Annotated in this window: 28 protein-coding genes, 1 tRNA gene and 1 pseudogene; 20 read left to right on the top strand and 10 right to left on the bottom strand. The window is 61.5% G+C overall.

What is annotated here, in order from left to right:
• Positions 1–33 precede the first annotated feature (33 nt).
• On the bottom strand, positions 34–612 hold the full coding sequence (locus NKI41_RS10075; protein WP_352542027.1) for a DUF2059 domain-containing protein: 579 nt from the start codon (positions 610–612) through the stop codon (positions 34–36).
• On the bottom strand, positions 599–1330 hold the full coding sequence (gene rpiA, locus NKI41_RS10080) for a ribose-5-phosphate isomerase RpiA (RefSeq protein ID WP_023675034.1): 732 nt from the start codon (positions 1328–1330) through the stop codon (positions 599–601). Before rpiA ends, NKI41_RS10075 begins: the two co-directional genes overlap by 14 nt.
• A 144-nt stretch (positions 1331–1474) precedes the next feature.
• Here rpiA and NKI41_RS10085 point away from each other — a divergent pair, with 144 nt between their 5' ends.
• Positions 1475–2158 (top strand): phosphoglycolate phosphatase, encoded by a 684-nt coding sequence (locus NKI41_RS10085; RefSeq protein ID WP_352682754.1) that lies wholly within the window; start codon positions 1475–1477, stop codon positions 2156–2158.
• A gap of 103 nt (positions 2159–2261) precedes the next feature.
• Positions 2262–2336: transfer RNA gene (locus tag NKI41_RS10090), tRNA-Val, on the top strand.
• A gap of 34 nt (positions 2337–2370) precedes the next feature.
• Here NKI41_RS10090 and NKI41_RS10095 read toward each other — a convergent pair.
• Positions 2371–2703 (bottom strand): hypothetical protein, encoded by a 333-nt coding sequence (locus tag NKI41_RS10095; protein ID WP_352682756.1) that lies wholly within the window; start codon positions 2701–2703, stop codon positions 2371–2373.
• Between the two features lie 138 nt (positions 2704–2841).
• Here NKI41_RS10095 and NKI41_RS10100 point away from each other — a divergent pair, with 138 nt between their 5' ends.
• Positions 2842–3093, top strand: coding sequence for a PepSY domain-containing protein (locus tag NKI41_RS10100; RefSeq protein ID WP_023675031.1), 252 nt, complete (start codon positions 2842–2844; stop codon positions 3091–3093).
• A 127-nt stretch (positions 3094–3220) separates the two neighbouring features.
• The gene (locus NKI41_RS10105) at positions 3221–3697 is read left to right on the top strand and encodes a hypothetical protein (protein ID WP_352682807.1); all 477 of its coding nucleotides are present in this window, start codon (positions 3221–3223) and stop codon (positions 3695–3697) included.
• 11 nt (positions 3698–3708) lie between these two features.
• Here the strand turns inward: NKI41_RS10105 and NKI41_RS10110 are convergent, their stop codons facing one another.
• Positions 3709–5601 (bottom strand): L,D-transpeptidase family protein, encoded by a 1893-nt coding sequence (locus NKI41_RS10110; RefSeq protein ID WP_352682759.1) that lies wholly within the window; start codon positions 5599–5601, stop codon positions 3709–3711.
• Positions 5602–5821: 220 nt separating this feature from the next.
• Positions 5822–6568 carry a 3-oxoacyl-ACP reductase family protein gene (locus NKI41_RS10115; RefSeq protein WP_352682761.1) on the bottom strand — a complete coding sequence of 249 codons (747 nt, stop codon included), beginning with the start codon at positions 6566–6568 and terminating at the stop codon, positions 5822–5824.
• A 98-nt stretch (positions 6569–6666) separates the two neighbouring features.
• On the opposite strand from NKI41_RS10115, the gene NKI41_RS10120 reads away from it, so the two are divergent.
• Entirely contained in the window at positions 6667–7281 is a 615-nt protein-coding gene (locus NKI41_RS10120; RefSeq protein WP_352682763.1) for a TetR/AcrR family transcriptional regulator, read from the top strand.
• A gap of 33 nt (positions 7282–7314) precedes the next feature.
• Here NKI41_RS10120 and NKI41_RS10125 read toward each other — a convergent pair whose 3' ends face one another.
• Positions 7315–8223 (bottom strand): alpha/beta hydrolase, encoded by a 909-nt coding sequence (locus NKI41_RS10125; protein WP_352682765.1) that lies wholly within the window; start codon positions 8221–8223, stop codon positions 7315–7317.
• A 47-nt stretch (positions 8224–8270) separates the two neighbouring features.
• Here NKI41_RS10125 and NKI41_RS10130 point away from each other — a divergent pair, with 47 nt between their 5' ends.
• Positions 8271–8723 (top strand): MarR family winged helix-turn-helix transcriptional regulator, encoded by a 453-nt coding sequence (locus NKI41_RS10130; RefSeq protein WP_254817243.1) that lies wholly within the window; start codon positions 8271–8273, stop codon positions 8721–8723.
• A 27-nt stretch (positions 8724–8750) separates the two neighbouring features.
• Here the strand turns inward: NKI41_RS10130 and NKI41_RS10135 are convergent, their stop codons facing one another.
• Entirely contained in the window at positions 8751–9362 is a 612-nt protein-coding gene (locus NKI41_RS10135; protein WP_352682767.1) for a pyridoxamine 5'-phosphate oxidase family protein, read from the bottom strand.
• Between the two features lie 159 nt (positions 9363–9521).
• On the opposite strand from NKI41_RS10135, the gene NKI41_RS10140 reads away from it, so the two are divergent.
• The gene (locus NKI41_RS10140; RefSeq protein ID WP_023675023.1) at positions 9522–9950 is read left to right on the top strand and encodes a nuclear transport factor 2 family protein; all 429 of its coding nucleotides are present in this window, start codon (positions 9522–9524) and stop codon (positions 9948–9950) included.
• A gap of 24 nt (positions 9951–9974) precedes the next feature.
• On the opposite strand, the gene NKI41_RS10145 is transcribed toward NKI41_RS10140, so the two are convergent.
• Positions 9975–10328, bottom strand: coding sequence for a gamma-butyrobetaine hydroxylase family protein (locus NKI41_RS10145; protein WP_352456745.1), 354 nt, complete (start codon positions 10326–10328; stop codon positions 9975–9977).
• Between the two features lie 198 nt (positions 10329–10526).
• Between NKI41_RS10145 and moaA the strand changes: the two genes are divergently transcribed.
• Both moaA and NKI41_RS10155 read left to right on the top strand, forming a co-directional pair.
• Complete coding sequence (moaA, locus tag NKI41_RS10150; protein ID WP_352502428.1) at positions 10527–11522, top strand: GTP 3',8-cyclase MoaA; 996 nt, start codon at positions 10527–10529, stop codon at positions 11520–11522.
• A gap of 96 nt (positions 11523–11618) precedes the next feature.
• On the top strand, positions 11619–12053 hold the full coding sequence (locus NKI41_RS10155) for a hypothetical protein (RefSeq protein WP_352682769.1): 435 nt from the start codon (positions 11619–11621) through the stop codon (positions 12051–12053).
• 51 nt (positions 12054–12104) lie between these two features.
• On the opposite strand, the gene NKI41_RS10160 is transcribed toward NKI41_RS10155, so the two are convergent.
• Positions 12105–12833, bottom strand: a complete 729-nt coding sequence (locus NKI41_RS10160; protein ID WP_352682771.1) for a DUF1579 family protein — start codon at positions 12831–12833, stop codon at positions 12105–12107.
• Positions 12834–13029: 196 nt separating this feature from the next.
• Here NKI41_RS10160 and NKI41_RS10165 point away from each other — a divergent pair, with 196 nt between their 5' ends.
• The 11 genes and pseudogenes from NKI41_RS10165 (at position 13030) to NKI41_RS10215 (ending at position 21104) form a co-directional block, all read left to right on the top strand.
• Positions 13030–13386, top strand: coding sequence for a hypothetical protein (locus tag NKI41_RS10165; protein ID WP_352448884.1), 357 nt, complete (start codon positions 13030–13032; stop codon positions 13384–13386).
• A 122-nt stretch (positions 13387–13508) separates the two neighbouring features.
• Positions 13509–14429: a DMT family transporter gene (locus tag NKI41_RS10170; RefSeq protein WP_352682773.1), complete on the top strand. Its 921-nt coding sequence runs from the start codon at positions 13509–13511 to the stop codon at positions 14427–14429.
• Between the two features lie 58 nt (positions 14430–14487).
• Positions 14488–15117 carry a molybdenum cofactor guanylyltransferase MobA gene (gene mobA / locus NKI41_RS10175; protein ID WP_352682775.1) on the top strand — a complete coding sequence of 210 codons (630 nt, stop codon included), beginning with the start codon at positions 14488–14490 and terminating at the stop codon, positions 15115–15117.
• Entirely contained in the window at positions 15114–15623 is a 510-nt protein-coding gene (gene mobB, locus NKI41_RS10180) for a molybdopterin-guanine dinucleotide biosynthesis protein B (RefSeq protein ID WP_352502422.1), read from the top strand. The genes mobA and mobB overlap by 4 nt, the downstream gene beginning before the upstream one ends.
• Before the next feature lie 212 nt (positions 15624–15835).
• Positions 15836–16618 (top strand): ABC transporter substrate-binding protein, encoded by a 783-nt coding sequence (locus NKI41_RS10185; RefSeq protein WP_352471894.1) that lies wholly within the window; start codon positions 15836–15838, stop codon positions 16616–16618.
• Between the two features lie 118 nt (positions 16619–16736).
• Positions 16737–17450, top strand: coding sequence for an ABC transporter permease (locus tag NKI41_RS10190; RefSeq protein ID WP_023675013.1), 714 nt, complete (start codon positions 16737–16739; stop codon positions 17448–17450).
• Entirely contained in the window at positions 17447–18274 is an 828-nt protein-coding gene (locus NKI41_RS10195; RefSeq protein WP_352502421.1) for an ABC transporter permease, read from the top strand. The genes NKI41_RS10190 and NKI41_RS10195 overlap by 4 nt, the downstream gene beginning before the upstream one ends.
• Before the next feature lie 58 nt (positions 18275–18332).
• Positions 18333–19208: pseudogene (locus tag NKI41_RS10200) on the top strand (NAD(P)-dependent oxidoreductase); the annotation flags it as partial.
• A 9-nt stretch (positions 19209–19217) separates the two neighbouring features.
• Positions 19218–19922: a DNA alkylation repair protein gene (locus tag NKI41_RS10205; RefSeq protein WP_352682778.1), complete on the top strand. Its 705-nt coding sequence runs from the start codon at positions 19218–19220 to the stop codon at positions 19920–19922.
• Positions 19882–20463, top strand: a complete 582-nt coding sequence (locus NKI41_RS10210; protein ID WP_352682780.1) for a GNAT family N-acetyltransferase — start codon at positions 19882–19884, stop codon at positions 20461–20463. The genes NKI41_RS10205 and NKI41_RS10210 overlap by 41 nt, the downstream gene beginning before the upstream one ends.
• Positions 20464–20531: 68 nt before the next feature.
• A complete protein-coding gene (locus tag NKI41_RS10215; protein ID WP_352682782.1) occupies positions 20532–21104 on the top strand; it encodes a DUF3299 domain-containing protein in 573 nt (190 codons plus the stop codon).
• A gap of 11 nt (positions 21105–21115) precedes the next feature.
• Here the strand turns inward: NKI41_RS10215 and NKI41_RS10220 are convergent, their stop codons facing one another.
• Positions 21116–21607: an Lrp/AsnC family transcriptional regulator gene (locus NKI41_RS10220; protein ID WP_023675006.1), complete on the bottom strand. Its 492-nt coding sequence runs from the start codon at positions 21605–21607 to the stop codon at positions 21116–21118.
• Between the last annotated feature and the right edge of the window lie 142 nt (positions 21608–21749).

Genomic DNA, 21749 nt, shown 5'->3' on the forward strand with positions numbered 1-21749 from the left:
CCAGTGGCGGTCAGGCGGCTCGGAAGTCCGCAATCAATTCGGTGTAGCGTCCGCGGGAGCTGCGCCATCGGCCGGAGCGGTACCGTCGGCAGGCGCAGCCGGCGCCTTGGCATTCGCCGCTGCACCCAGGGTCTCGCCGACCTGCTGGGCGAGATCGCGAGCCAGGCCGTTCTGCCAGATCTCGGCAGCCTTCACCAGTTCGCGCGTCACGATCGGGCCGTTGTCGAGCAGCTTCTTGCCGGAATCGGAATTGTAGAAGGCGGCAATTTCATTGAGTTCCTTTTCCGAGAACACCTTTGCATAGGCGAGCGCCGCTTCCTTTTCCAGGTCGGCGCGGCGCGATGCCAAGGCCATCGCCTTCTCGTTGATCGTCTTGGCGATCAGTTCCTGCATGTCCGGGTTCTTCTGGATCATCTGCTGCTCCAGTGCCGCGGCTGCTTGCGGCAGGATGCTGTCGAACGTATCCGTCGCATGGATCGCCGCGACGGCGGCGCGCGCCGCCTTCAAATGCGCATCGGTGACGTCCTGCGAAAACGCAGGCGACGAAAACGCGAAAACGGCCGAGGCCGCCAGAATGGCAAAAAAGCGGCCAACCCGGTTATGCAACATCATGATCGGTAAAACTCCCTGATTTTCGGGCGGCATGGACGGTTTGAATGCCGTCGCCGCCGGCTATGATGGCCGTTGATGCCAGCCCGATGAAAAGACCATGCTCGACCACGCCCGGAATGGCGTGGAGAGCATTCGAAAGCGCTCTTGTATCCGGAATGCGGCCAAAAGATGCATCGAGGATAAAATGGCCGCCGTCTGTAACAAATGGCTGGCTCCCCGTCATCCTCAATGTAACAGGGCCGGAAAGGCCAAGGTTTGCAGCCGCCGCGCCGACCGCAATTTCGGTGGCGCGCAGGCCAAATCGGTTGACTTCGATGGGCAGCGGAAAACGGCCGATCATCTCGACCATCTTGGAGCTGTCGGCGATGACGATCATGCGGGCGGAGGCCGCCGCGACGATCTTTTCGCGCAGCAGCGCACCGCCGCCGCCCTTGACCAACGTCAGCGCCGGATCGATCTCGTCGGCGCCGTCGATGGTGAGGTCGAGCTCGGGGGTTTGCTCGAGGGTGGACAGCGGCACACCAAGCTCGGTGCAAAGGACGGCGGTGCGCTCCGAGGTCGGCACGCCGATGACAGTCAGGCCGGTGGCGACCTTGTCTGCGAGCAGCCGCACGAACTCGTCCGCCGTCGTGCCGGTGCCGATGCCGAGCCGCATGCCATCCGTGACATGGGCAAGCGCTGCCCGCGCGGCCTCAACCTTCAATTGCCTCGCATCCATGCCGGGTCCCGAGATTTGTTTCGGCGCTCGTAGCATTTTTGCCGGGCTGGTCAAAGGACCTTGCCCGCGGTGGATAAGCCGTCTTGCCTGAACGGGCCGCAGCGGTTATCGCCTGCCGGCAATCAAATCGTCACAGGACAGGCCATGACCCGACCGATCATCGTGTTCGACCTCGACGGGACGCTGATCGACACGGCGCCGGACCTGCTCGACAGTCTCAACCACAGCCTTGCCGCCAGCCAGCTCGCGGCCGTCGACGAAGCCGGCTTTAGGCGCTTCGTCGGCCATGGCGGCCGGGTGATGATCGAGCGCGCCCACGCAGCGCAGCACAGGTCGCTGGCAGTGGAGGAGCACGATCGCCTGCTCAAGCTGTTTCTGGACCATTACACCGTTAACATCCCCGGCAAATCGCGCCCCTATCCCGGCGTCCCCGAGGCGATCGCGCGGTTCGAGGCGGCCGGTTACCTGCTGGCCATCTGCACCAATAAATACGAGGCCAATTCGGTGGCGCTGATCGAGGCGCTCGGTATGACCAGGCATTTCGCGGCGATCTGCGGTCAGGATAGTTTTCCGTTCCGCAAGCCCGACCCGCGCCATCTCACGCAGACCATCGCGCGCGCCGGCGGCGACCCGCACCGTGCACTGATGGTCGGTGATTCGCAGACCGACATCGACACGGCGAAAGCCGCCGGGATTCCGGTGGTGGCAGTCGATTTCGGCTACACCGACCGTCATGTGCGAGAGTTCGAACCGTCGGCGGTGATCTCGCATTTCGATTCGCTGACGCTCGATCTGGTACAAGGGCTGATGGCCGCGGCAGAAGGCTAAAAGCTGCCCATAGGGCGGACCGCCAAATGCCGACCGACAAGTGGTTGACTTAGCAGGCCGGCCTCCCTTATATCGCGGCGCGCTTGGCCTTCGGGCAACGAGCGGGCGATTAGCTCAGCGGGAGAGCACACCCTTCACACGGGTGGGGTCGCAGGTTCAATCCCTGCATCGCCCACCATCTGCTTTCCTGAATCAATTCCAAGCCGGAGCGGCTAGCAGCTGCAGGTCGCCCCCTCGCCGCCAAAATTCTTTTGGGCGAAATTCAAAGCGCTGCTGTAGCTCGTATAGCTCTGGAACTGGCAAACGTTGGAGCCGGCCCGCACCTTCATCTGCTCGATATCCCAGAACGAAACCTCGATGCGGTCGTCGGCGCAATAGACCGTATAGCGTTCAGGTTCCAGCGCCTCGGCTTTCTGGACAGGCATCGAAATGGCCGGAATGGAAAATATGAAAAGTACAAATATGATGGCATGATGCATTTGCATGTAGCCCCCCCGAATGACCGCCGGCACTATTATGGCCGCGATGTTGAGGCGACGCATCATGATTTTAAGCGACCTGCCTTTCTTTCGGCGGCCATAAATCAGGTACGGCCGGCGCCTCCTTGTAGCGCAACGCTCCGCGATCCCGGAACAAACCTGCATGGAAACGAGTTTCTGCTCATCGAAATGTGAGGGAAAGCCATGTCCAGACTTGTTTTGGCGGCCGCCGTGCTGCTTGTCGGCGGATCGGCCTTTGCCGCGGACGAAAATCCGGTGCCGCCGCAGAATGCCAAGAAGCTGTCGGAAATCATCGCCAAGGTCGAGCAGCGCGACGACTTCCGCTACATCAAGGAAATCGATTGGGACAGCGATGGCTACACCGTCATTTATTACACGAGCGACAAGGCCAAAGTTGAAATCACCTATGACCCGGTGACAGCCGCGCCGAAATGAAGCTGGCCGCCAACGGTCCAGATTCTAAAAAATGGCGCGCCTCGAAGGCCCCCGGCCTTCGGCACACGCTTGCGTAGACATGACTTTGATGGCTGACTGGGTGCTATCATTGCGCGCGGGGGTGGGCATGGCGACGGTAAAGCACGTATTGAAACGCTTTCTGATGATGCTCGCGGGTTATTTCATAGCGGTACTGGTTGGGCTGATCGCGGTGGCGGCGATCTATGGCGGGCTGAGTTCGCTGCCAAATGCGCCTAATTATTTCGACGTCATGGGTATCACCCCCGTTGCGGTGCTGCTGTTGCCGCCGCTCGGCATGTTCATCTATTTTCTGACGATCGTGCTGACCGGCCTGCAGACGCTGATCTTCGCACTGATTGCCGAGTTTTTCTCGCTGCGCAGTTTTTGGCTGCACATGGTCTTCGGCGCGGCGGCCGCTGTTGGCGGCTTCGCCTTGATCTGGCCCAGTGTACCGGATGACACGAACCCGGAGCGCTGGGCCGATATCGGCATCATTGCCGCCGCAGGCATTGTCGCGGGCCTGGTCTATTGGCTCATCGCCGGACGCGATGCCGGTTTCCGGCGTCCGCTGTTTCAGCGCTAGAACCGCATTCGTCAGCTTGCCGGCGAACGCACCGCTTCCGTGCTGTCGAGCGCCTGCTGCAGCCTTGTATCGCGGCCGTAGACGTCGTTGAAGTATTCGACCTTGCCGGACAGGTCCGGCCACGCGGTGAAATAGGCGACATAGACCGGGATCTTGCGTGTCACGTCCTCGGTCGAATGTCCGTGTTTCAGTTTGTCCTCGATGTAGTCGACCGAGGTGCCGAGCACGGCAGCGGCCATGCCGCGCGGATCCTGCAAGCGAACGCAGCCATGGCTGAGCGCACGCATGTCGCGCTGGAAAAACGACTTCTGCGGCGTATCGTGCATGTAGATTGCATGCTTGTTGGGGAACAGTATCTTCAGCTCGCCCAGCGCATTGGCCTCGCTTGGCAGCTGGCGCACGCCGTAGGGTATCTTTGCGCCGTAGGCGCCCCAATTGACCGAGGACGAGGGAATGCGCTTGCCGCGGGCATCGACCACCTCGTAGCCGGCGCGGTCGAGATAGCCAGGATCCCGGCGCAGCCGCGGCAGCATCTCGTTGACCAGGATCGATTGCGGCACGCCCCAGTAGGGATGGAAGTCGACCTGCTCTATCTGGTCATAGAAGAAAGCAGTCTGGTTGGTGGGCCTGCCAACCACGGCGCGTGTCTTCAGCTTCTCCTCGCCATCATCGATATAGCTCGCGGTGAAAGCCGGCTGGTTGATGAAGACGCGCGGGCTGCCAAGGTCGGAAGGCAACCAGCGCAATTCTTCGAGCGCAACCCGAACCTTCTGAACTTTGTCGGCCTTGGACGTTCCGGCCAACGATGCAACGGTACGCGGGCCGATGACGCCGTCGCCTTTCATGCCGGCCCGTTTCTGCACCGCCTTGATCACCGGCACCAGCTCCGGATCGTAGACCTCGCTGGTAGCGAGCCTCGCCAGGACCTCGCCATAGGCGCCGCCCATCTCGTCATCGAGATTGCGCGCGATCTTTGTCAAAAGCTTCGGCAGCTCGGGGCTGGTCTGCCCCGGCTTCAACAGCAGATCGGGATCGATGGTGATTTCGTCTTCGGCGCTGGCCTGGAGCGCTTCCAGTTCGACGCGCAGCGCCTGATACTCGGAATTCTGTGGATGCCGTGACTCGAGATAAGTGCGCACTTGCTGGGTATGGGCCAGCGTCTTCAGCACCCCTTCCATGTCGAGCGGCTTCGGCGGAAAATCGTAGTAGCCGGTCATGCGGTTGGGATCGACGCGGCCGCTTTGTGCGTCACGGGCGTAGCGCAGGACACGCGCCGACAGCGCCATCTCGAAGCGGACCAGCTCTTTCAGGCGCTCATCGACATTGCCCGCCGATGTGCCTGCTGCCGGAACTTCGACGGTGTAGTCGGCGGGCGTCAGGCCGTAGCTCGCGGCCTCGCCCAGCACCCGCACGGCATCCTGGGCACGGCTGCTGGGACTGGTTCCCGCCACCCAGATGAAATCCGGATTGGCCGAGTAATAGGCGATCAGCGCCTTGGCGACGTCCTTCTCGGCGTAGAGGTCATAGCCGTCGAGGCCGGCAATGGCTTCGCGGAATGCAGCCCCGGTGGCCGCCGGCTCGAAAGCAGCGTCCTGAGGCGTTGCTGGTTCAGGCGCTGCCGACAGTGCCGAAAAATCGACGCGCACCAGCGGATCGCTCTTGTAGGTATAATAGGACGGGCTGCTGATTTGCGCACCACCACCGGAAGCGGCCGGCGCCTTGGGCTTCGGCTTGTATTTTGACGGTGGCGGCGGAAAGTCACCTTTCGGCGGTGCGTGTTTGACGCCGCCGCCGAAAAGCATGTCGAAGAACCCTTGCGCTTCAGCCTTCGGCGCCCCGAAGGCCAGCATTGCCGCGGCCACCGCAAACGGCAGCACGGTTGCTTTGTTTCCAAGGAGTTTCATGGATCACCCGCTCCGGTTGAACCGGATCCCGTTCCGCACCGCTTTCACGGTCTCGCCCACCCCATGGCGGATGTAAGGCGTGACTACACTGATTCATACTGATTTCGTTAAGCTTTCATAAATTTCGGAACGTCTGTTGCAGAACGGTTTCACAACGTCGTGACGGGGGGAGCGAATCCGCCGTCGCTCCCGACCAATGGTAGTGCCCGTGAGCCAAACCTCAAGCGTTGGCGCCGCCGTCGATGGTCAATGCCGCGCCTGTCACGAAGCGCCCTTCGGGGCCGGCAAGCCAGGCGACCATGCCGGCGATCTCGTCGGCCGTGCCGAAGCGAGGCATCGCCATCTTCTGACGCTGATGCTCGGCGTGCGGGCCGGCTGCCGGATTCATGTCGGTATCGGTCGACCCCGGATGGACGACATTGGCGGTGATGCCGCGCGGACCGAGATCGCGTGCAAAGGCCTTGGTCAGGCCAACCAAGGCAGCCTTGCTGGCCGAGTAGGCGCTCAGGCCGGCGTCCGTGGCACGCTCGGCCAGATTGCTGCCGATCGAGATGATCCGGCCACCCTCGCCCATATGCGCTGCTGCCGCCTTGGCGGCGACGAACGGGGCTCTGAGGTTGACCTCCATCGTCTCGTCGAAATCGGCAAGCGACAGGGCATCGATCGGCGCAGCGCGCCAGATGCCGGCGCTATTGACCAGGATGTCGAGCCGTCCGAAGGCTGTTGCTGCCTCATCGACTGCCGCCTCGATCGCCCCAGCATCGCGATTGTCGGCCTTGATGGCAAAGGCCCGGCCGCCGGCCGCCTCGATTTCCCTGACCACCGCACACGCCCCTTCCTCGCCATTCACATAGGTGATCGCCACGCCTGCCCCGTCGGCCGCGAGCCTTCTTGCGATCGCCGCACCAATGCCGCGGCTGCCGCCGGTGACGAGGGCGACCTTGCCGTTCAAGCTTCTGGATGACATCTGCTTCTCCATTTTGTAGTGATTGATACATAAATATCTGCCAGCCTTGCTGAACCACGTCAACGGAATTATGTATCGATCAATACAGAAAGAATGCCATGCCGGAACGAGGCCGCCCCCGCACCTTCGATCGAGCCGCCGCCTTGCGGCGCGCAATGGAAGTGTTTTGGGCCAAGGGTTATGAGGGCGCGTCGATAAGTGACCTGACCGCTGCAATGGGCATCAACTCACCCAGCCTCTATGCCGCCTTCGCCAGCAAGGAAGCGCTGTTTCTCGAGGCAACCGAGCTTTACACGCGGGTCGAGGGAACCGAGATCTGGTCCGCGCTGGAAAAGGCGCCGACCGCGCGCGAGGCCGTCGAACGGTTCCTGCGGCAGACTGCCAGGGCCTATTCACAGAGCGGTCGTCCGCAAGGCTGCCTTATCACGCTCGGCGCATTGCACCAGGATTCAAGCCGCGGCGCCATCTGCGATGATCTGCGCCGTCGCCGCGCCGAAAACCGCGAAGCCTTGCTGAGACGCCTCGAGCGTGGCGTCGCCGAGGGAGAGTTGCCGGCCGATTTCGACTGCGGTACGGCCGCGACCTTCTACGCGACCGTGCAGCACGGCATGTCGATCCAGGCGCGCGACGGCGCGTCGCGCTCGGCTCTTCTGGCGACGGTGGCCGGGGCAATGGCGGCTTGGATAGCGATGGCCAGCACCGGGGCAGCGTGACGTCGAACCCGGCTGACAAGAACGATATTCAGGTTACTGCAGAGACGGCTCGAGCCTGCCGGCAACGAAGCCAACGGCACGCTCCGCCACACCCCTGTCGGCGAGAATGCGGCGGTGGCCGAGCCCGTCGGCCCAGTAAAGCCGCACATGGTCGCCGGCGCGCGTGTAGAGCCTTGCATGCTCGGCGGACACTTCGCGGTCGTCCGGCGCGTGGATCACCAGCGTCGGCAGCGGCGTGCTTGCGAGCTGGCGGTCACCGGTGAACTCGTGCAACGGCCGGCCGGCGATGCGCTCGACCCGGTCGGCCATGGCGGCCTGCGAGCGCGAGCCGACATTCAGCATGCGGCTGAAATCAGCGAAGATCGCCGGCAGCGAGCTCGGCGCGGCGATAAGCACCAGCCGCCCGGCCGCCAATCGCGGGATGTTCCTGATCGAACCGGCGACGGCGTTGGCGGCAACGGCACCACCGAAGGAATGGCCGACAATGGCGGCAAACGGCCCGAACCATTCGCCGGCAACCCGTGCCGCATCGACCGCGCTGACCAGGGTAAGCCGGCGGCCCTGCGACTGGCCGTGGCCCGGCAGGTCGAGCGAGACCACCTTGTAGCCGGCATCGCGATAGGCTTCGATCAGCGTGCGCATGTATTCGGTGCGCGAACGCCAACCATGGATGACGAGCACGGTGCCGGCAGCCGCCCTGCCCGGCTCGGGCCGGAACTCATGCACCATGACGCAGCCGGTTCTGGTCTTTAGCCGATGATGGCGTGCCTGGGTCATGAAATCGGCGGCGCGGTCGATTGCGCGGCGCTCGCCTTCGCTCAGGCTTTTCTCGTGCGGCGTGCGGCAGAACAGCTCGAATGCAGCACGCCCGGTGAGTCGCGGTGCCACATGCTCAGCCACGCCGAACGTGCCGCGGATGACCTTCAGTCCAAATGATGCCATAGTGGCGATCCATTCATTGGTTCAAGCATGAACATAATAGTTCAAACATGAACATTAAGCAAGACCTGCCCTGGGACAACCCGCGTTTTCGCAACTGGGTCGCGGTGGCGCGCGCCTGCCATGTGCTGGAACGCACCCTGGCGGTGAAGCTTGCACCGCTCGACCTGAAGCCGGCGCAGCTCGACGTGCTGATGAACCTCTACCGTCATCCCGGCATGTCGCAGCACGACCTCGCTCGCCGGCTGCTGGTCGGCCGCTCCAACATCACCATGCTTTTGCCGCAGCTGGAGACGCGCGGCCTGCTGCGCCGCGAGGGCGATGAGAAGGACAAGCGCGTGCTGCGGCTGACGTTGACCGAGGCCGGCGAGGCACTGCTGATGCAGGCACTGAAGGTCCATATGGCGCTTATCGAGAAGGCGATGAGCCAGTCGACACCGGAACAATGCGACATGATCGGCGAACAGATGCGTAGGGTTGCCGAGGTTTTGAAGACCGCCTGACAGCCCAGTGCTCCACCACCAAATGCTTCACCACATCGATTTTTTCGCGCGCTCGGGCCATTCCTTGTCGTAGACCTCGCCGTCAATGTTCTTGCGGCTGGTGATTTCCAGGATTTGGCCGGGAGTCGGCAGCGATCTCGGGTCGACATGCCTTGCCGGGTTCCACAGTTCCGATCGGTGGATGGCGCGGGCGCACTGGAAATAAACCGCATCGATCTCGATGATCGTCACCGAGCGCGCCGGCTTGCCCTCGACGGCGAACGAGGCGCAGAGCCCGGTATCGGTGGTGATGTGGGCGCGGCCATTGACGCGCAGCGTCGTGCCGGAACCCGGCACGAGGAACAGAAGCGCGACGCGCGGGTCGCGAAGGATGTTCCTTAGCGAATCGGCACGGTTGTTGCCGCGCCGGTCGGGCACCATCAGCGTTTTCGGATCGTGGATGCGGACGAAGCCGGCGAGATCGCCGCGCGGCGAGCAGTCCAGCCCTTCTGGCCCGCAGGTTGCGAGGGCGGCAAACGGCGACGCCTCGATGATAGCTGCGTATTCGCGAATCAGCTGGTCGAGTTCCTTGACCACCGACGCTTCACTAGGCAGGCCATAGAGCGCTTCGAGCTGTTCGACGCTGGTGATTATGGACATGTTTTCGTCTCCAAAGCTTTGCCGGCGCTACTCCAGATGCATGACGTTTTCACGACAAGTGCCCGTTTGCCGGTCATCAGGAAACGGGTGTCGAGGCAACGCAAACAAGGGCAAACCGCTTTACCTGCATGATCGTGCCAACGGATACGGAGGTCAAAAATGGATAAACCGCTCGACCGGCGACGCACCGCCATGGAACTTATTGAAAACATGTTCAATGTTGAAATGCGTTTCCTGCAATCAGGGTCGGAGAGCCTCGATGTGCTTGCCGGCGCATTTCATGCCGAGATTGTCGTGCATGAGCCGCGCTCCCTGCCCTATGCCGGTGACTGGAACGGCCTCGACGGCGTTGGCGCCCTTTTCCGCAAAATGCGGGAAATCTGGAGCGACGTGGCGGTGGAGGACCTTCAGGTCGCCCAAAACGATGACACGGTGTTCATGAGCTGCTCGCTTTCGCTGACATCGCGGGCCAATGGTGCAACCATCAAACAGCCGTTTGCCGAAGTCTTGCGCTTCAAGGATGACCGGCTGATCGAAGGCACGCCGTTTTATCACGACACCAGCGAGATACTGGCGATCCTGCGTTGACCTGAGAGTCCTGCGGGATCCCATTCAACGGTCGCGGCTCAGCCCCTTCTCTTCCAGTTCGGCGAGATAGGCGGCCCAGCGTGCATCCTTCTCATGACCCAGCGTATGCAGGTAATTCCAGGTGAAGATGCCGGTATCATGGAAATCGTCGAAGGTGATGCGCACGGCATAATTGCCGACCGGCTCGATCTTCAGAATCGCTACATTACGCTTGCCGGGAACGGTGACGCGCTGTTCGGGCGAATGGCCCTGCACCTCGGCCGATGGCGAGGCGACACGCAGCAGCTCGGCCGACAATTCGAACGGCTGATGGCCCGGAAAGGTGACGGAAAGCAGCTTGCGGTCCTTCGAGACCCTGAGTTCCTTTGGCGCTGTCATGGTGGTGGATCCTGCGGAGAACTGCCCTTCCTACGCCGCTTCGCGTCGAGGGAAAAGGCCGCATGGAAAGTTCCGACATGATCTGTCGGCTGGGGAATGTTGCCGAAGATTCCGAGCTTCTATCTTGAATGGCAAGTTGGCTCGTATCACATAGCCATATATAACGAAGCCGTTCACGGCCACGGAAAGCGCATACGCATGGATATGATCGATCCTTTCGGTCGCACGATTACCTACCTGCGCGTGTCGGTTACCGACCGCTGCGATTTCCGCTGCACCTATTGCATGGCCGAGGACATGACGTTCCTGCCCAAGAAGGACCTGCTGTCGCTGGAAGAGCTCGACCGGCTCTGCACGGTCTTCATCGAAAAGGGTGTGCGCAAGCTCCGCCTCACCGGCGGTGAGCCGCTTGTGCGCAAGAACATCATGCACCTGGTGCGCCAGCTTTCGCGGCATCTCGAGAGTGGTGCACTGGAAGAGCTGACGCTGACCACCAACGGATCGCAGCTTTCCCGCTTTGCCGCCGAGCTCGCCGACTGCGGCGTCAAGCGCATTAACGTCTCGCTCGATACCCTCGATGCCGACAAATTCCGCCAGATCACCCGCTGGGGCAATCTGGACAAGGTCATGGACGGCATCGACGCCGCGCAGGCGGCCGGGCTAAAGGTAAAGCTCAATGCCGTGGCGTTGAAGGACTTCAATGACGCCGAATTGCCTGAAATGCTGCGCTGGGCGCATGGCCGCGGCATGGATCTGACGGTCATCGAAACCATGCCGATGGGCGAGATCGATGCCGACCGCACCGACCAGTATTTGCCGCTGTCGCTGCTGCGCGCGGCTCTCGAACGCCAGTTCACGCTAAGCGACATTCCCTACAAGACCGGTGGCCCGGCCCGCTATGTCCAAGTCGCCGAGACCGGCGGGCGGCTGGGCTTCATCACACCGATGACGCATAATTTCTGCGAAAGCTGCAACCGGGTCCGGCTGACCTGCACCGGCACCCTTTACATGTGCCTCGGCCAGGAAGATGCGGCCGACCTGCGCGCGCCGCTGCGTGCGTCGGAAGGCAACGAGCTGGTCGCCGGTGCCATCGACGAAGCAATCGGCCGCAAGCCCAAAGGCCACGACTTCATCATCGATCGCCGCACCAACCGTCCGTCGGTGTCGCGGCATATGAGCGTCACCGGCGGCTGATTTTTGGCCGATTTCGTGCAAGAATAGTCGCCTTGGCACCGGCTTCGAGGCAAGGCGTGCAGCGGTTTTTTTGCAGTCCTGACGTTTTTCGGAGTGATGGCGGGGACCACGGCAGTTGCCGCGCCATTTACCTATACGAACGAGCGCTTCGGTACCATCTGCACCTTTCCGGATGAAATCTTCACTCTTCGCCAGCCTGAGCCGGACAATGGTGATGGACAACAATGGCTCACTGCCGATGGCGCCAGCCTGATCTGTTCGGGTATCCTCAACATCGATGATGACACCCCGACAGCCTTCGTCTCCGCCGAGAGGGCCGGCAAGGAACCTGGCTACAGGATCACCTACAGCAAGACCGGCAAGGACTGGGCGGTGCTGTCGGGCATCAAAGGCGAGAACATCTTCTACGAACGCCGCCTGTTCGGAAAAGACGGTGTCATCCGCACGGTCTGGATCGACTACCCGCCAGCCCTGAAATCGAAATACGACCCGCTCGTCGATGCGATCGCCGGCAGCCTCAGGGGACCGTGAGCATCCGGCGACGTCAGAACTTATTGGCAGCCTATTGTTTTTGCTAGCGAGTCACGGTTGTTGGCGCGTGTAGTCATATCGTACGGCAAGCCATTTTTTGCCGCTGCCATTGGCCTGGAGGAAATGTTGCTCGGCCACTTCGTGATTGTCGCCGTCCCTGGAAATGACGAAATCGGAGGCCGTGAACCGCCCTTCGACCTCGGGGCCGAAGCCGACGAAACCAAGCGGCTGGAACAGGAGTGAAATCTTGCCGTCCTCCTCACCACCAAAACTCCAGGCGGGCATGATCCCTGCCGGGAAACGGGTGTCCATGGAGACATACTTCCAGCGGCCCTCCACTCGGTCATAGCTCAAATAGGCTATCCGGTGGAAGTCCGGCATTTTCGACCCGGGCGCCGGGCGCATCACCTCCTGCATGAAGGGACCGATCATCGTGCGCTCGGCCACCAGCCCGGTCATGACGATCGGCTGCGCACCGGGCGTTGGCCAGATCGTGTTGACGACGGACCATTTCCCGACGCGGCGAGCGAGCTCATCCGCTTCGTGACCCGGCGTGGACATCCGTTCGACTGCCGACGCCGAAGCGCCGTTCTCGGCGAACGCAGGCGCTATCGCCATGAGGATGACGGCCAGGGCAGAAGAGAACCGGAAAGCCGACGAAACATGCCGCCTGCTGCCTGTGCCAAGCCAGTCCGCATTGCCTCGTGCATTCATCATGGACCATCTCCCCAACACGATCAGAAGCTTACAATGACCAATTTGGTGAATCTTGCCGAGCAAATTTGATCTCGTCGAAATATTTCCTCGAGCCGCAATGTGATAAATTTGCCCTCCGGACCTATCCTTTAGAACGGCACCTTTTTTGGGTCACACCCAGAAAAGGTCTCGTCCGCAAACGGTCACCGGATTTACCGCAAGCCCATTCGGGCCTAGCCTCTGCTCTGGAGCGGTTCTTCGCCCAGTGGGGGAATACGATATGCGCAAACTCATTCTTTCTCTTGCATTGCTCAGCCTCGCGGCCCTGCCCGCGGCGGCTCAGTCGATCGGCGGCACCTATGCCGTGGCCGGCACCAATTTCGATGGGTCGTCCTATGGTGGCGACGCGACGATCACGCTGACCAGCGAGACGACCTGCACGATCCATTGGGAGACAGGCGGCTCGTCCTCGGACGGTATCTGCATGCGCAATGATGATGCCTTCTCCGCCGGTTATGTCATGGGCAAGGCGGTCGGTCTTGTCGTCTACAAGGTGCAGGACGACGGCTCGCTGCGTGGCCTGTGGACGATTGCCGGCAAGGAAGGCAACGGCACTGAGGTACTGACGCCCAAATAAGCCCTGCCGCTCTTGCGCGACAGATGTTACGGGCCATAGAAAGGCTGTGGCCCAGCCCTTTGACGTTGCTGTTTTGCGGGTGCCTGCTAGACGCTTGCTGCAGGACTCACCCGGTAATCGCCTTGCCTCTTTCGCCAAACCTGCGCGGCGCGTTGTTCATGATGGTGGCCATGGCTGGTTTCACCCTCAACGACGCTATCACCAAATTCTCGTCGGAATCGATGAACATGGCGCAGGTCATGCTGATCCGCGGCGCCTTCGCTTCGCTTTTCGTTGGCCTGCTTGCGTGGCAACGCGGCGCGCTTGCCCGGCCAGGTTCGATGCTGCAGCCGACCGTTGCGCTGCGCGTCGCCGGCGAGGCCGGCGCCACGGTGTCCTTCCTGGTTGCTCTGGCGCATCTTCCGATCGCCAATGTCTCCGCCGTGCTGCAGGCGCTGCCGCTGGCGGTGACGATGGCCGCAGCGCTTGTGTTCAACGAGGGCGTCGGCTGGCGGCGCTGGCTAGCTATTGCCGTCGGTTTTGCCGGCGTGCTGATCATCGTGCGGCCGGGCTTCGAAGGGTTCAGCGTCTTTTCTCTGCTGGCGCTGGCCAGCGTGGCATGCTGTGCGGTGCGCGATCTCGCCACCAAGCGGATACCGCAGGCAATTCCGACATTGCTGGTGTCGAGCGCCACCGCCCTTGCCATGACGTTTCTGGGCGCGGCATTGCTTTCACCGATGGGCGGCTGGACACCGATGACAGGACAAAGCACGGCGTTCCTGGCGCTGGCGGCGGTGCTCGTGCTCATCGGCTACCACTTCATCATCACGGCGATGCGGGTGGGCGATATCTCCTTCATCGCGCCGTTCCGCTACACCGCCCTGCTCTGGTCGATCCTGCTTGGCTTCACGATCTTCGGCGACGTCCCGGATCTGCCGATGATCGTCGGTGCCACGATCATCATCGCGTCGGGCCTCTATGCACTCTACCGCGAACGGATCGTCGGCCGGCGAAAGACAGCCGCCGAAAGCACTGGACCGGACATGGCGCCGGACGGCATATAGAGTGACTGTCGACGACTGTCTGATTTGAAAACTGGATTTTGGGTCTAGGCAGCAAACGATGGGCCGAGATATCGCAGGGATCATTCTAGCCGGCGGCCGGTCGAGCCGGATGGGCGGCGGCGACAAGACGCTGCTTGCGCTTGGCGACGGTACCCTGCTCGACCATGTCGTTTCGCGCCTTGGCCCGCAGGTCGGACCGCTTGCGCTAAACGCCAATGGCGATCCGACACGGTTTGCCGCGGCGGGGCTTCCGGTGCTTGCCGATACGGTCAAAGGTTATGCCGGGCCGCTTGCCGGGATCCTGACCGGCCTCGAATGGGCTTCCGACACGACCTGCCAGGCGCTGGTCACGGCTGCCGGCGATACGCCTTTCCTGCCCAGGGATATGGTCGAGCGGCTGCTCGCGGCAGCCTATGCGCGCTCCGGCTCGATCGCCGTTGCCTGTTCCGGCGGCAAACGACATCCGACCTTTGCACTCTGGCCGCTAGGGTTAGATCAGGCCTTGCGACAATTTCTCGTCGAGGAAGACAACCGGCGCGTTGCGGCGTTCATCGACCGGCACGGTTTTGTCGAGGTGGAATTTCCCATCCTGAAATCGGGCGGGGCCGAGGTCGATCCGTTCTTCAACATCAACACTCCCGACGACCTTGCCCAGGCCGCGCATCTGTTGCAGAGCATCGAACCATGAAAAGACGTATCTTCGGCATCACCGGCTGGAAGAACTCCGGCAAGACGACATTGACCGAAAAGCTGGTGGCCGAGCTCGTCCGGCGCGGCTGGAAAGTGTCGACGGTAAAACACGCCCATCATGATTTCGACATCGACAAACCCGGAGCGGACAGCTTTCGCCACCGGCAGGCGGGAGCAGTGGAGGTCGCGGTCGTGTCGGGCAGGCGCTGGGCGCTGATGCACGAATTGCGCGGCGAGGACGAGCCGACGCTGGACGCGATCCTGTCACGGCTGGCACCCTCCGATATCGTGCTGGTCGAGGGTTACAAGCGCGAGGCGCACAAGAAAATCGAGACGCGACGGCTCGAGGCCAAGGACCGGACACCGCTCTCGGCAGGCGATCCACACATTGTCGCCATCGCGTCCGACTTCCACATTGTCGGCGAAGACCTGCCGGCCTTCGATCTCGACGACACGAATTCGATAGCTGACTTCATCGAGCGCGCCACCGGCCTGACGCGCTGAGATCGCGGCCGCAGGGGGCTTCCGGCCACTTTCTCTCCATTCAGGCGTTTGACCCAGCGTCACCGTTTTCTGAACATGACCTTCCCTCAAGCGACGGTTTTGCAGTTGCTTTTTCTTGGGAAAGAATGGGAGTATCGCGCCAGCGGGCGGTCAAAAGCACCGCCCACAGAGCCGTTCGGGAACGACGGCCGGGACCAACAGAGAGGACCATTATGCGTATTGCACTGCGTATCGCGCTCGCCGCTTCGGCTGCGCTGCTGACGCTTGGCGTTGCCCAGGCGCAGGAAAAAACCTTGAGGATCGGCACCGAGGGAGCGTATCCGCCATTCAACAACCTCACCGCCGACGGCCAACTCGTGGGCTTCGATATCGACATCGCCAAGGCGCTTTGCGACGAGATGAAGGTGAAGTGCACCTTCGTCGCGCAGGACTGGGACGGCATCATTCCAGCCCTTCAGGCAGGCAAGTTCGACGCCATCGTCGCGTCGATGTCGATCACGCCGGAACGCGCCGAGAAGGTCGACTTCACCCACAAATATTACAATACGCCGCCGGCGATCGCCGCGCCCAAGGACACCGACATCAAGGGTGTCACCAAGGAAGATTTGGCCGGCAAAACGATCGGCGTGCAGGCGTCCACCACGCATTTCAACTATTCGACCAAGACTTATACCGACAGCACCGTCAAGCCGTACCCGACCGCACAGGAATACCAGCTCGATCTGGCCAATGGCCGGCTCGATGCCGCCAACGACGACGTCGTCGTGCTGCAGCAATGGCTGGATTCGCCGGACGGCGCCTGCTGCAAGCTGGTCGGCACAATCAAGCCGGTTATCGAAATCCACGGTCCGGGCGCCGGCATTGCCGTGCGCAAGGGCGAGACCGATCTGGTCAACCAGTTCAATGCGGCGATCGACGCCATCCGCGCAAACGGAAAGTACAAGGAAATCAACGACAAATACTTCAAATATGACGTTTATGGCGGCGAGTCCTGATCGACCGACATAGGATGACGTGAACGGCGGGAGATTCCCGCCGTTCTTATAAGGACGCCGCGCACGAGGGGTGATGCGGTACGGGTCTCGAAGAGCCTCAAGGAGAACAGGCAGGCGGATGCAGAGCGCACTGACGCTTCTCAGTTGGGGACCCGAAGGCTGGCTCGACGACATCGCCGCGGGTGTGTTTGTCACGGTATGTCTTGCGCTGGCCACTCTGCCCTTCGGGCTGACGCTCGGCTTTTTCGTGGCGCTGGCCAAACAATCGGAAGAGCCCTCGCTGAGACTGGCCGGGAACATCTACACCACGATTTTTCGCGGAATACCCGAGCTGCTCACGCTGTTTCTGATCTTCTTCGGCATCCCATTGATCCTGCAGTACATTGTCCGGCTGGTGAGCCCTGGCACCTCCGCCGACGTCAACAGCTTCGTCGCCGGCATGATCGCGCTGTGCTTCATTTTCTCCTCTTATTCCAGCGAGGTGTTTTTATCCGCGTTCCGCGCCATTCCAAAAGGGCAATATGAGGGAGGCTATTCGGTTGGCCTGTCCAGCGGCCAGACGATGCGGCTGATCGTGTTGCCGCAGTTGATCCGCATCGCGTTGCCCGGACTTGCCAATCTCTGGCTTATCCTGCTCAAGGACACCGCGCTCGTCTCGGCCGTCGGACTCAACGAGATCCTCCGGCAGAGCGGGGTTGCCGCTCGCGTCACCAAGCATGCCTTCCTGTTTTACGGCTTTGCCGGCCTGATCTATCTCCTGCTGGCGATCGTCTCCTCCTTCGGCATCAATGCGATCGAACGAGCGGTCGGCGGCAGCGAGGTCAAGAGATGAGCCTGGCCACCGACACGCTGAAGGTCGACCGGCCGCCGCCGCCCGCACGCGGCTGGTCGCGCCAACGCATCCTCGGCCATGTCCTGGTCGGCCTGTGGATCGCTCTCGGCATCGGCATGGTCGTCTACCTGGTCGCTGCGTGGAACCCGGAGTTCTTCCAGAAATATGCACCCGGCTACATATCCGGCCTCGGCATCACCCTGTTGCTGGTTGCCATCTCGATTGTGCTTGGCGCAATCCTGTCGGTGCCCATCGCCTATGCACGTATGTCGAAGAACCCGATCCTCTCGGGGTTTGCCTATGCCTATGTCTATTTTTTTCGCGGCACGCCGCTGTTGGCGCAGACCTTCCTGGTCTACTACGGATTGGGCTCCTTCCGGCCGGAACTCGAGATGGTCGGCCTGTGGGGTTTCTTCCGCGAGGCGTTCAACTGCGCGATCTTCGCCTTTTCGCTGAATACGGCCGCGTACCAGGCCGAGATTTTGCGTGGCGCGATCGAGAGCGTGCCGAGAGGCCAGTGGGAAGGTGCCGCCTCGCTCGGCCTGCATAAACTACAGACGATGTGGAAAATCATCCTGCCGCAGGCGCTGATTGTGGCGCTACGCCCCTATGGCAACGAGATCATCCTGATGATCAAGGGCTCGGCAATCGTCGCCATTATCACGGTCTACGATTTGATGGGCATCACCCGGCTCACCTATGCGCGCACCTTCGACTTTCAGTCGTATATCTGGGCGGCGATCATCTATCTGATCATCGTGGAAACATTGCGCCACGGCGTCGAGTGGATCGAACGGCGCATCACCATCCACCTGCACCGCTGACTCCCATCACCTTGCCTGATCCGGTAAGAAGACCGCAAAGCAGGCTTCTAAGGGATTCGAAAACATGGCTTCGGTGGCATTTCTTGGTCTTGGCGTCATGGGTTATCCGATGGCCGGACATCTCAAGAACAAGGGCGGTTACGATGTCACCGTCTACAATCGTACCAGCGCCAAGGCCGAGCAGTGGGTTGCCCAGCACGGCGGCAGCTTCGCTGCGACGCCAGCGGAGGCGGCGGAGGGCAAGGACTTCGTCTTTTCCTGCGTCGGCAATGACGACGATCTGCGCTCGGTGACGACCGGCGCCGGAGGCGCCTTCAATTCCATGAAGAAAGGCGCCATCTTCATCGACAATACCACCGCATCGGCGGAGGTCGCGCGCGAACTGGCGCAGCAGTCGCAAGCGCTCGGGTTTGCGTTCCTCGACGCCCCGGTCTCCGGCGGCCAGGCAGGCGCCGAGAACGGCATGCTGACCGTGATGGTCGGCGGCGAGCCCGACGCCTTCGACAGGGCCAAGTCAGTCATAGATGCTTATGCCCGCATGGTCGGATTGATGGGACCGGCCGGGGCTGGCCAGCTCACCAAGATGATCAACCAGATCTGCATCGCCGGCCTCGTTCAGGGCCTGGCCGAGGGCATCCATTTCGGCAAGAAGGCAGGGCTCGACATCGAAAAGGTCATCGAGGTGATTTCCAAGGGTGCGGCCGGTTCCTGGCAGATGGAGAACCGGCACAAGACGATGAATGCCGGCAAATATGATTTCGGCTTCGCCGTCGACTGGATGCGCAAGGATCTTGGCATCTGCCTCGCCGAGGCCGACCGCAACGGCGCCAAACTGCCGGTGACGGCACTTGTCGACCAGTTCTACAAGGACGTGCAGGCGATGGGCGGCAAGCGCTGGGACACGTCCTCGCTGCTGGCGCGGCTGGAGAAATAGGATTTCACCGTGGCCGAGCTTTCGCCTCAATCCAGCGCCGATGAAATCGTTGCTCATCTGCGCTCGATCGCCTCGGAGGAAAATCGGCTTGGCATGCTGCGCTACGGCATCAAGATCGAACGTGCGCTCGGTATCTCGCATGGCGTGCAGCGGCAGATTGCCAAGAAAATCAAGCGCAACCATGAGCGTGCCTTTGAGCTTTGGCAGACAGGCATCATGGAGGCGCAGTTCATCGCTTCCGTGACAGCCGATCCGGAGCGGTTCTCCGCCGCGGATGCAAGACGATGGGCGGCGACTTTCGACTCGTGGGATATCGTCGACGGGGTCTCCGATCTCTTTGTCGACACGGATTGCTGGAAGGAATTGATCGCCGAATTCGCGGTCGACGAACGGGAACTCGTTCGACGCACGGCTTTTGCGATGATTGCCTGGTCGGTAGTCCACCGGAAGAAGGAACCCGAGACGACCTTCCTCGAATTCTTGCCGATCATCGAAGCGCATGCGACCGACGCCCGCAATTTTGTGAAGAAGGCCGTGAACTGGGCGCTTCGTTCGATCGGCAAGCGATCGATGAATTTGCACGGCCCTGCCCTTGCCGTGGCGCTAAAACTGGCGGCCTCGACAGACAGGACCGCACGCTGGATCGGCAAGGACGCCGTGAAGGAACTTTCCGATGCCAAGACGCTCGAGCGGCTCGCCGCCAGAAAAGCTTGACCTGAGCGAAGTGCGCTTCACGGAGGTGACGCAATCGACGCGCGCCGATTTCGAAAACCTGTTCGAGCAACCCGGCGGGCCGAAATACTGCTGGTGTATGGCTTGGCGCAATCTCGACCGCCGCGAGCATGTCGAGAACGACGAGAAGAAACGCGCGATGATGACGCTGATCGACGCCGGCACGCCGGTCGGCATTGTCGCCCAGATCGATGGCCGGACCGTCGGCTGGTGCTCGATCGCGCCGCGCGAGACCTACCGCAAGCTGTCACGGCAGCAGGACGATGGCGAGATGGGCATCTGGTCGATCGTCTGCTTCTTTGTGCCGAGAGCGTTGCGCGGCGGCGGGCTGGCAAGCGCATTGCTCGACGCGGCCATCGATCACGCCTTTGCCAAAGGCGCCAGGACGATCGAAGCCTATCCGGTCGACCAGGCGTCGCCGAGCTACAGCTTCATGGGTTTTCGGGACACGTTCGCCGCCCGCGGCTTTCGCGAGATCGGCATGACCGGCTCGCGCCGGCATGTGATGCGGCTTGAACGTTGACCTTGGCGACAGCGGCAGCTTTACTTGCTGGCATAGGCCGCAGATCAAGGCTCAACAATGGAGCAGCAATGAGCAACTGTCTCAAATCAGGAGCGATCCTGGCGGCCGCGGTGTTCGTGTCCATTGTGGCAGACAGCGCTTGCGCCGGGACGATGCATATTTTCTGGAAGGATCTGCGCCCGCCGACCCAGCCAGCCGCCGAAAGCGTCGGACTGCCGATGATTGCGGCCAAAATGCCCGATCATGGCGAGACGCTGTCTCTCCATCTGCAGGACAAGATCGTGCAGCTCGCAGGCTATGCGCTGCCAGTCGACCGCGATGGTGATCTCGTCTACCAATTCCTGCTGGTGCCGTGGACGGGAGCCTGCAGCCACATGCCGACGCCGCCGCCCAACCAGATCGTCCTCGTCACGCCTGCACACCCTTACAGGATGTCCGAGGCCTACCAGCCGGTTTCGGTGACCGGCGCCTTGCAACCGGGTATGGAGAAGAGCCAGCTTTTCATCCTTGACGGCGTCAGCGTCATCCAGTCAGGTTACACCGTGCACAAGGCCGAGGTGGTCAACGTCGATACGGTGCCGGACACGATCACGCTGCCGGTCAACTCGCCATGGACTTTCCTGAACAAAAAGAAGAACTAAACAGAAGAATCTCAGGCGGCGTTGGCGCCGGACTCCTTGTCGAGCATCATGTAATCCAGCGGCATCTCGGTCGTGTATTTGATCTGCTCCATGGCGAAGGAAGACGACACGTCGCGGATCTCGATCTTGGCGATCAGCCGCTTGTAGAAGGCGTCGTAGGCGGCGATATCGGGCACCACGACGCGCAAGAGATAGTCGACGTCGCCGCTCATGCGATAGAATTCGACCACTTCCGGGAATTCCTGGATGACCTCCGAAAAGCGCCGCAGCCATTCATGGCTGTGCGAATTGGTGCGGATCGAGACGAACACCGTGACCCGCACATTGACCTTTTCATGATCGAGGATGGCGACGCGCCGCTTGATGACGCCCTCTTCCTCGAGCTTCTGGATGCGCCGCCAGCACGGCGTCGTCGACAGGCCGACCTTCTTGGCGACGTCGGCGACTGCAAGCGTCGCATCCTCCTGCAGCAGGCGGAGAATTTTTCTATCAAGGCGGTCCATTGGATGCTCCCCTGATGCAAGTCGTCCAAGTGCGCAGCGGCCTTGGCACAACGACATGCATAAAAACAAGAATTTAACGCGCGTCCCCTCATGCGCGGCGCGCTTCGAGGAATGGATTACCATAATCCCTCTTGCTCGAGCC

The organism is Mesorhizobium sp. M0601 (genome assembly GCF_040320845.1).
Lineage (GTDB): Bacteria > Pseudomonadota > Alphaproteobacteria > Rhizobiales > Rhizobiaceae > Mesorhizobium.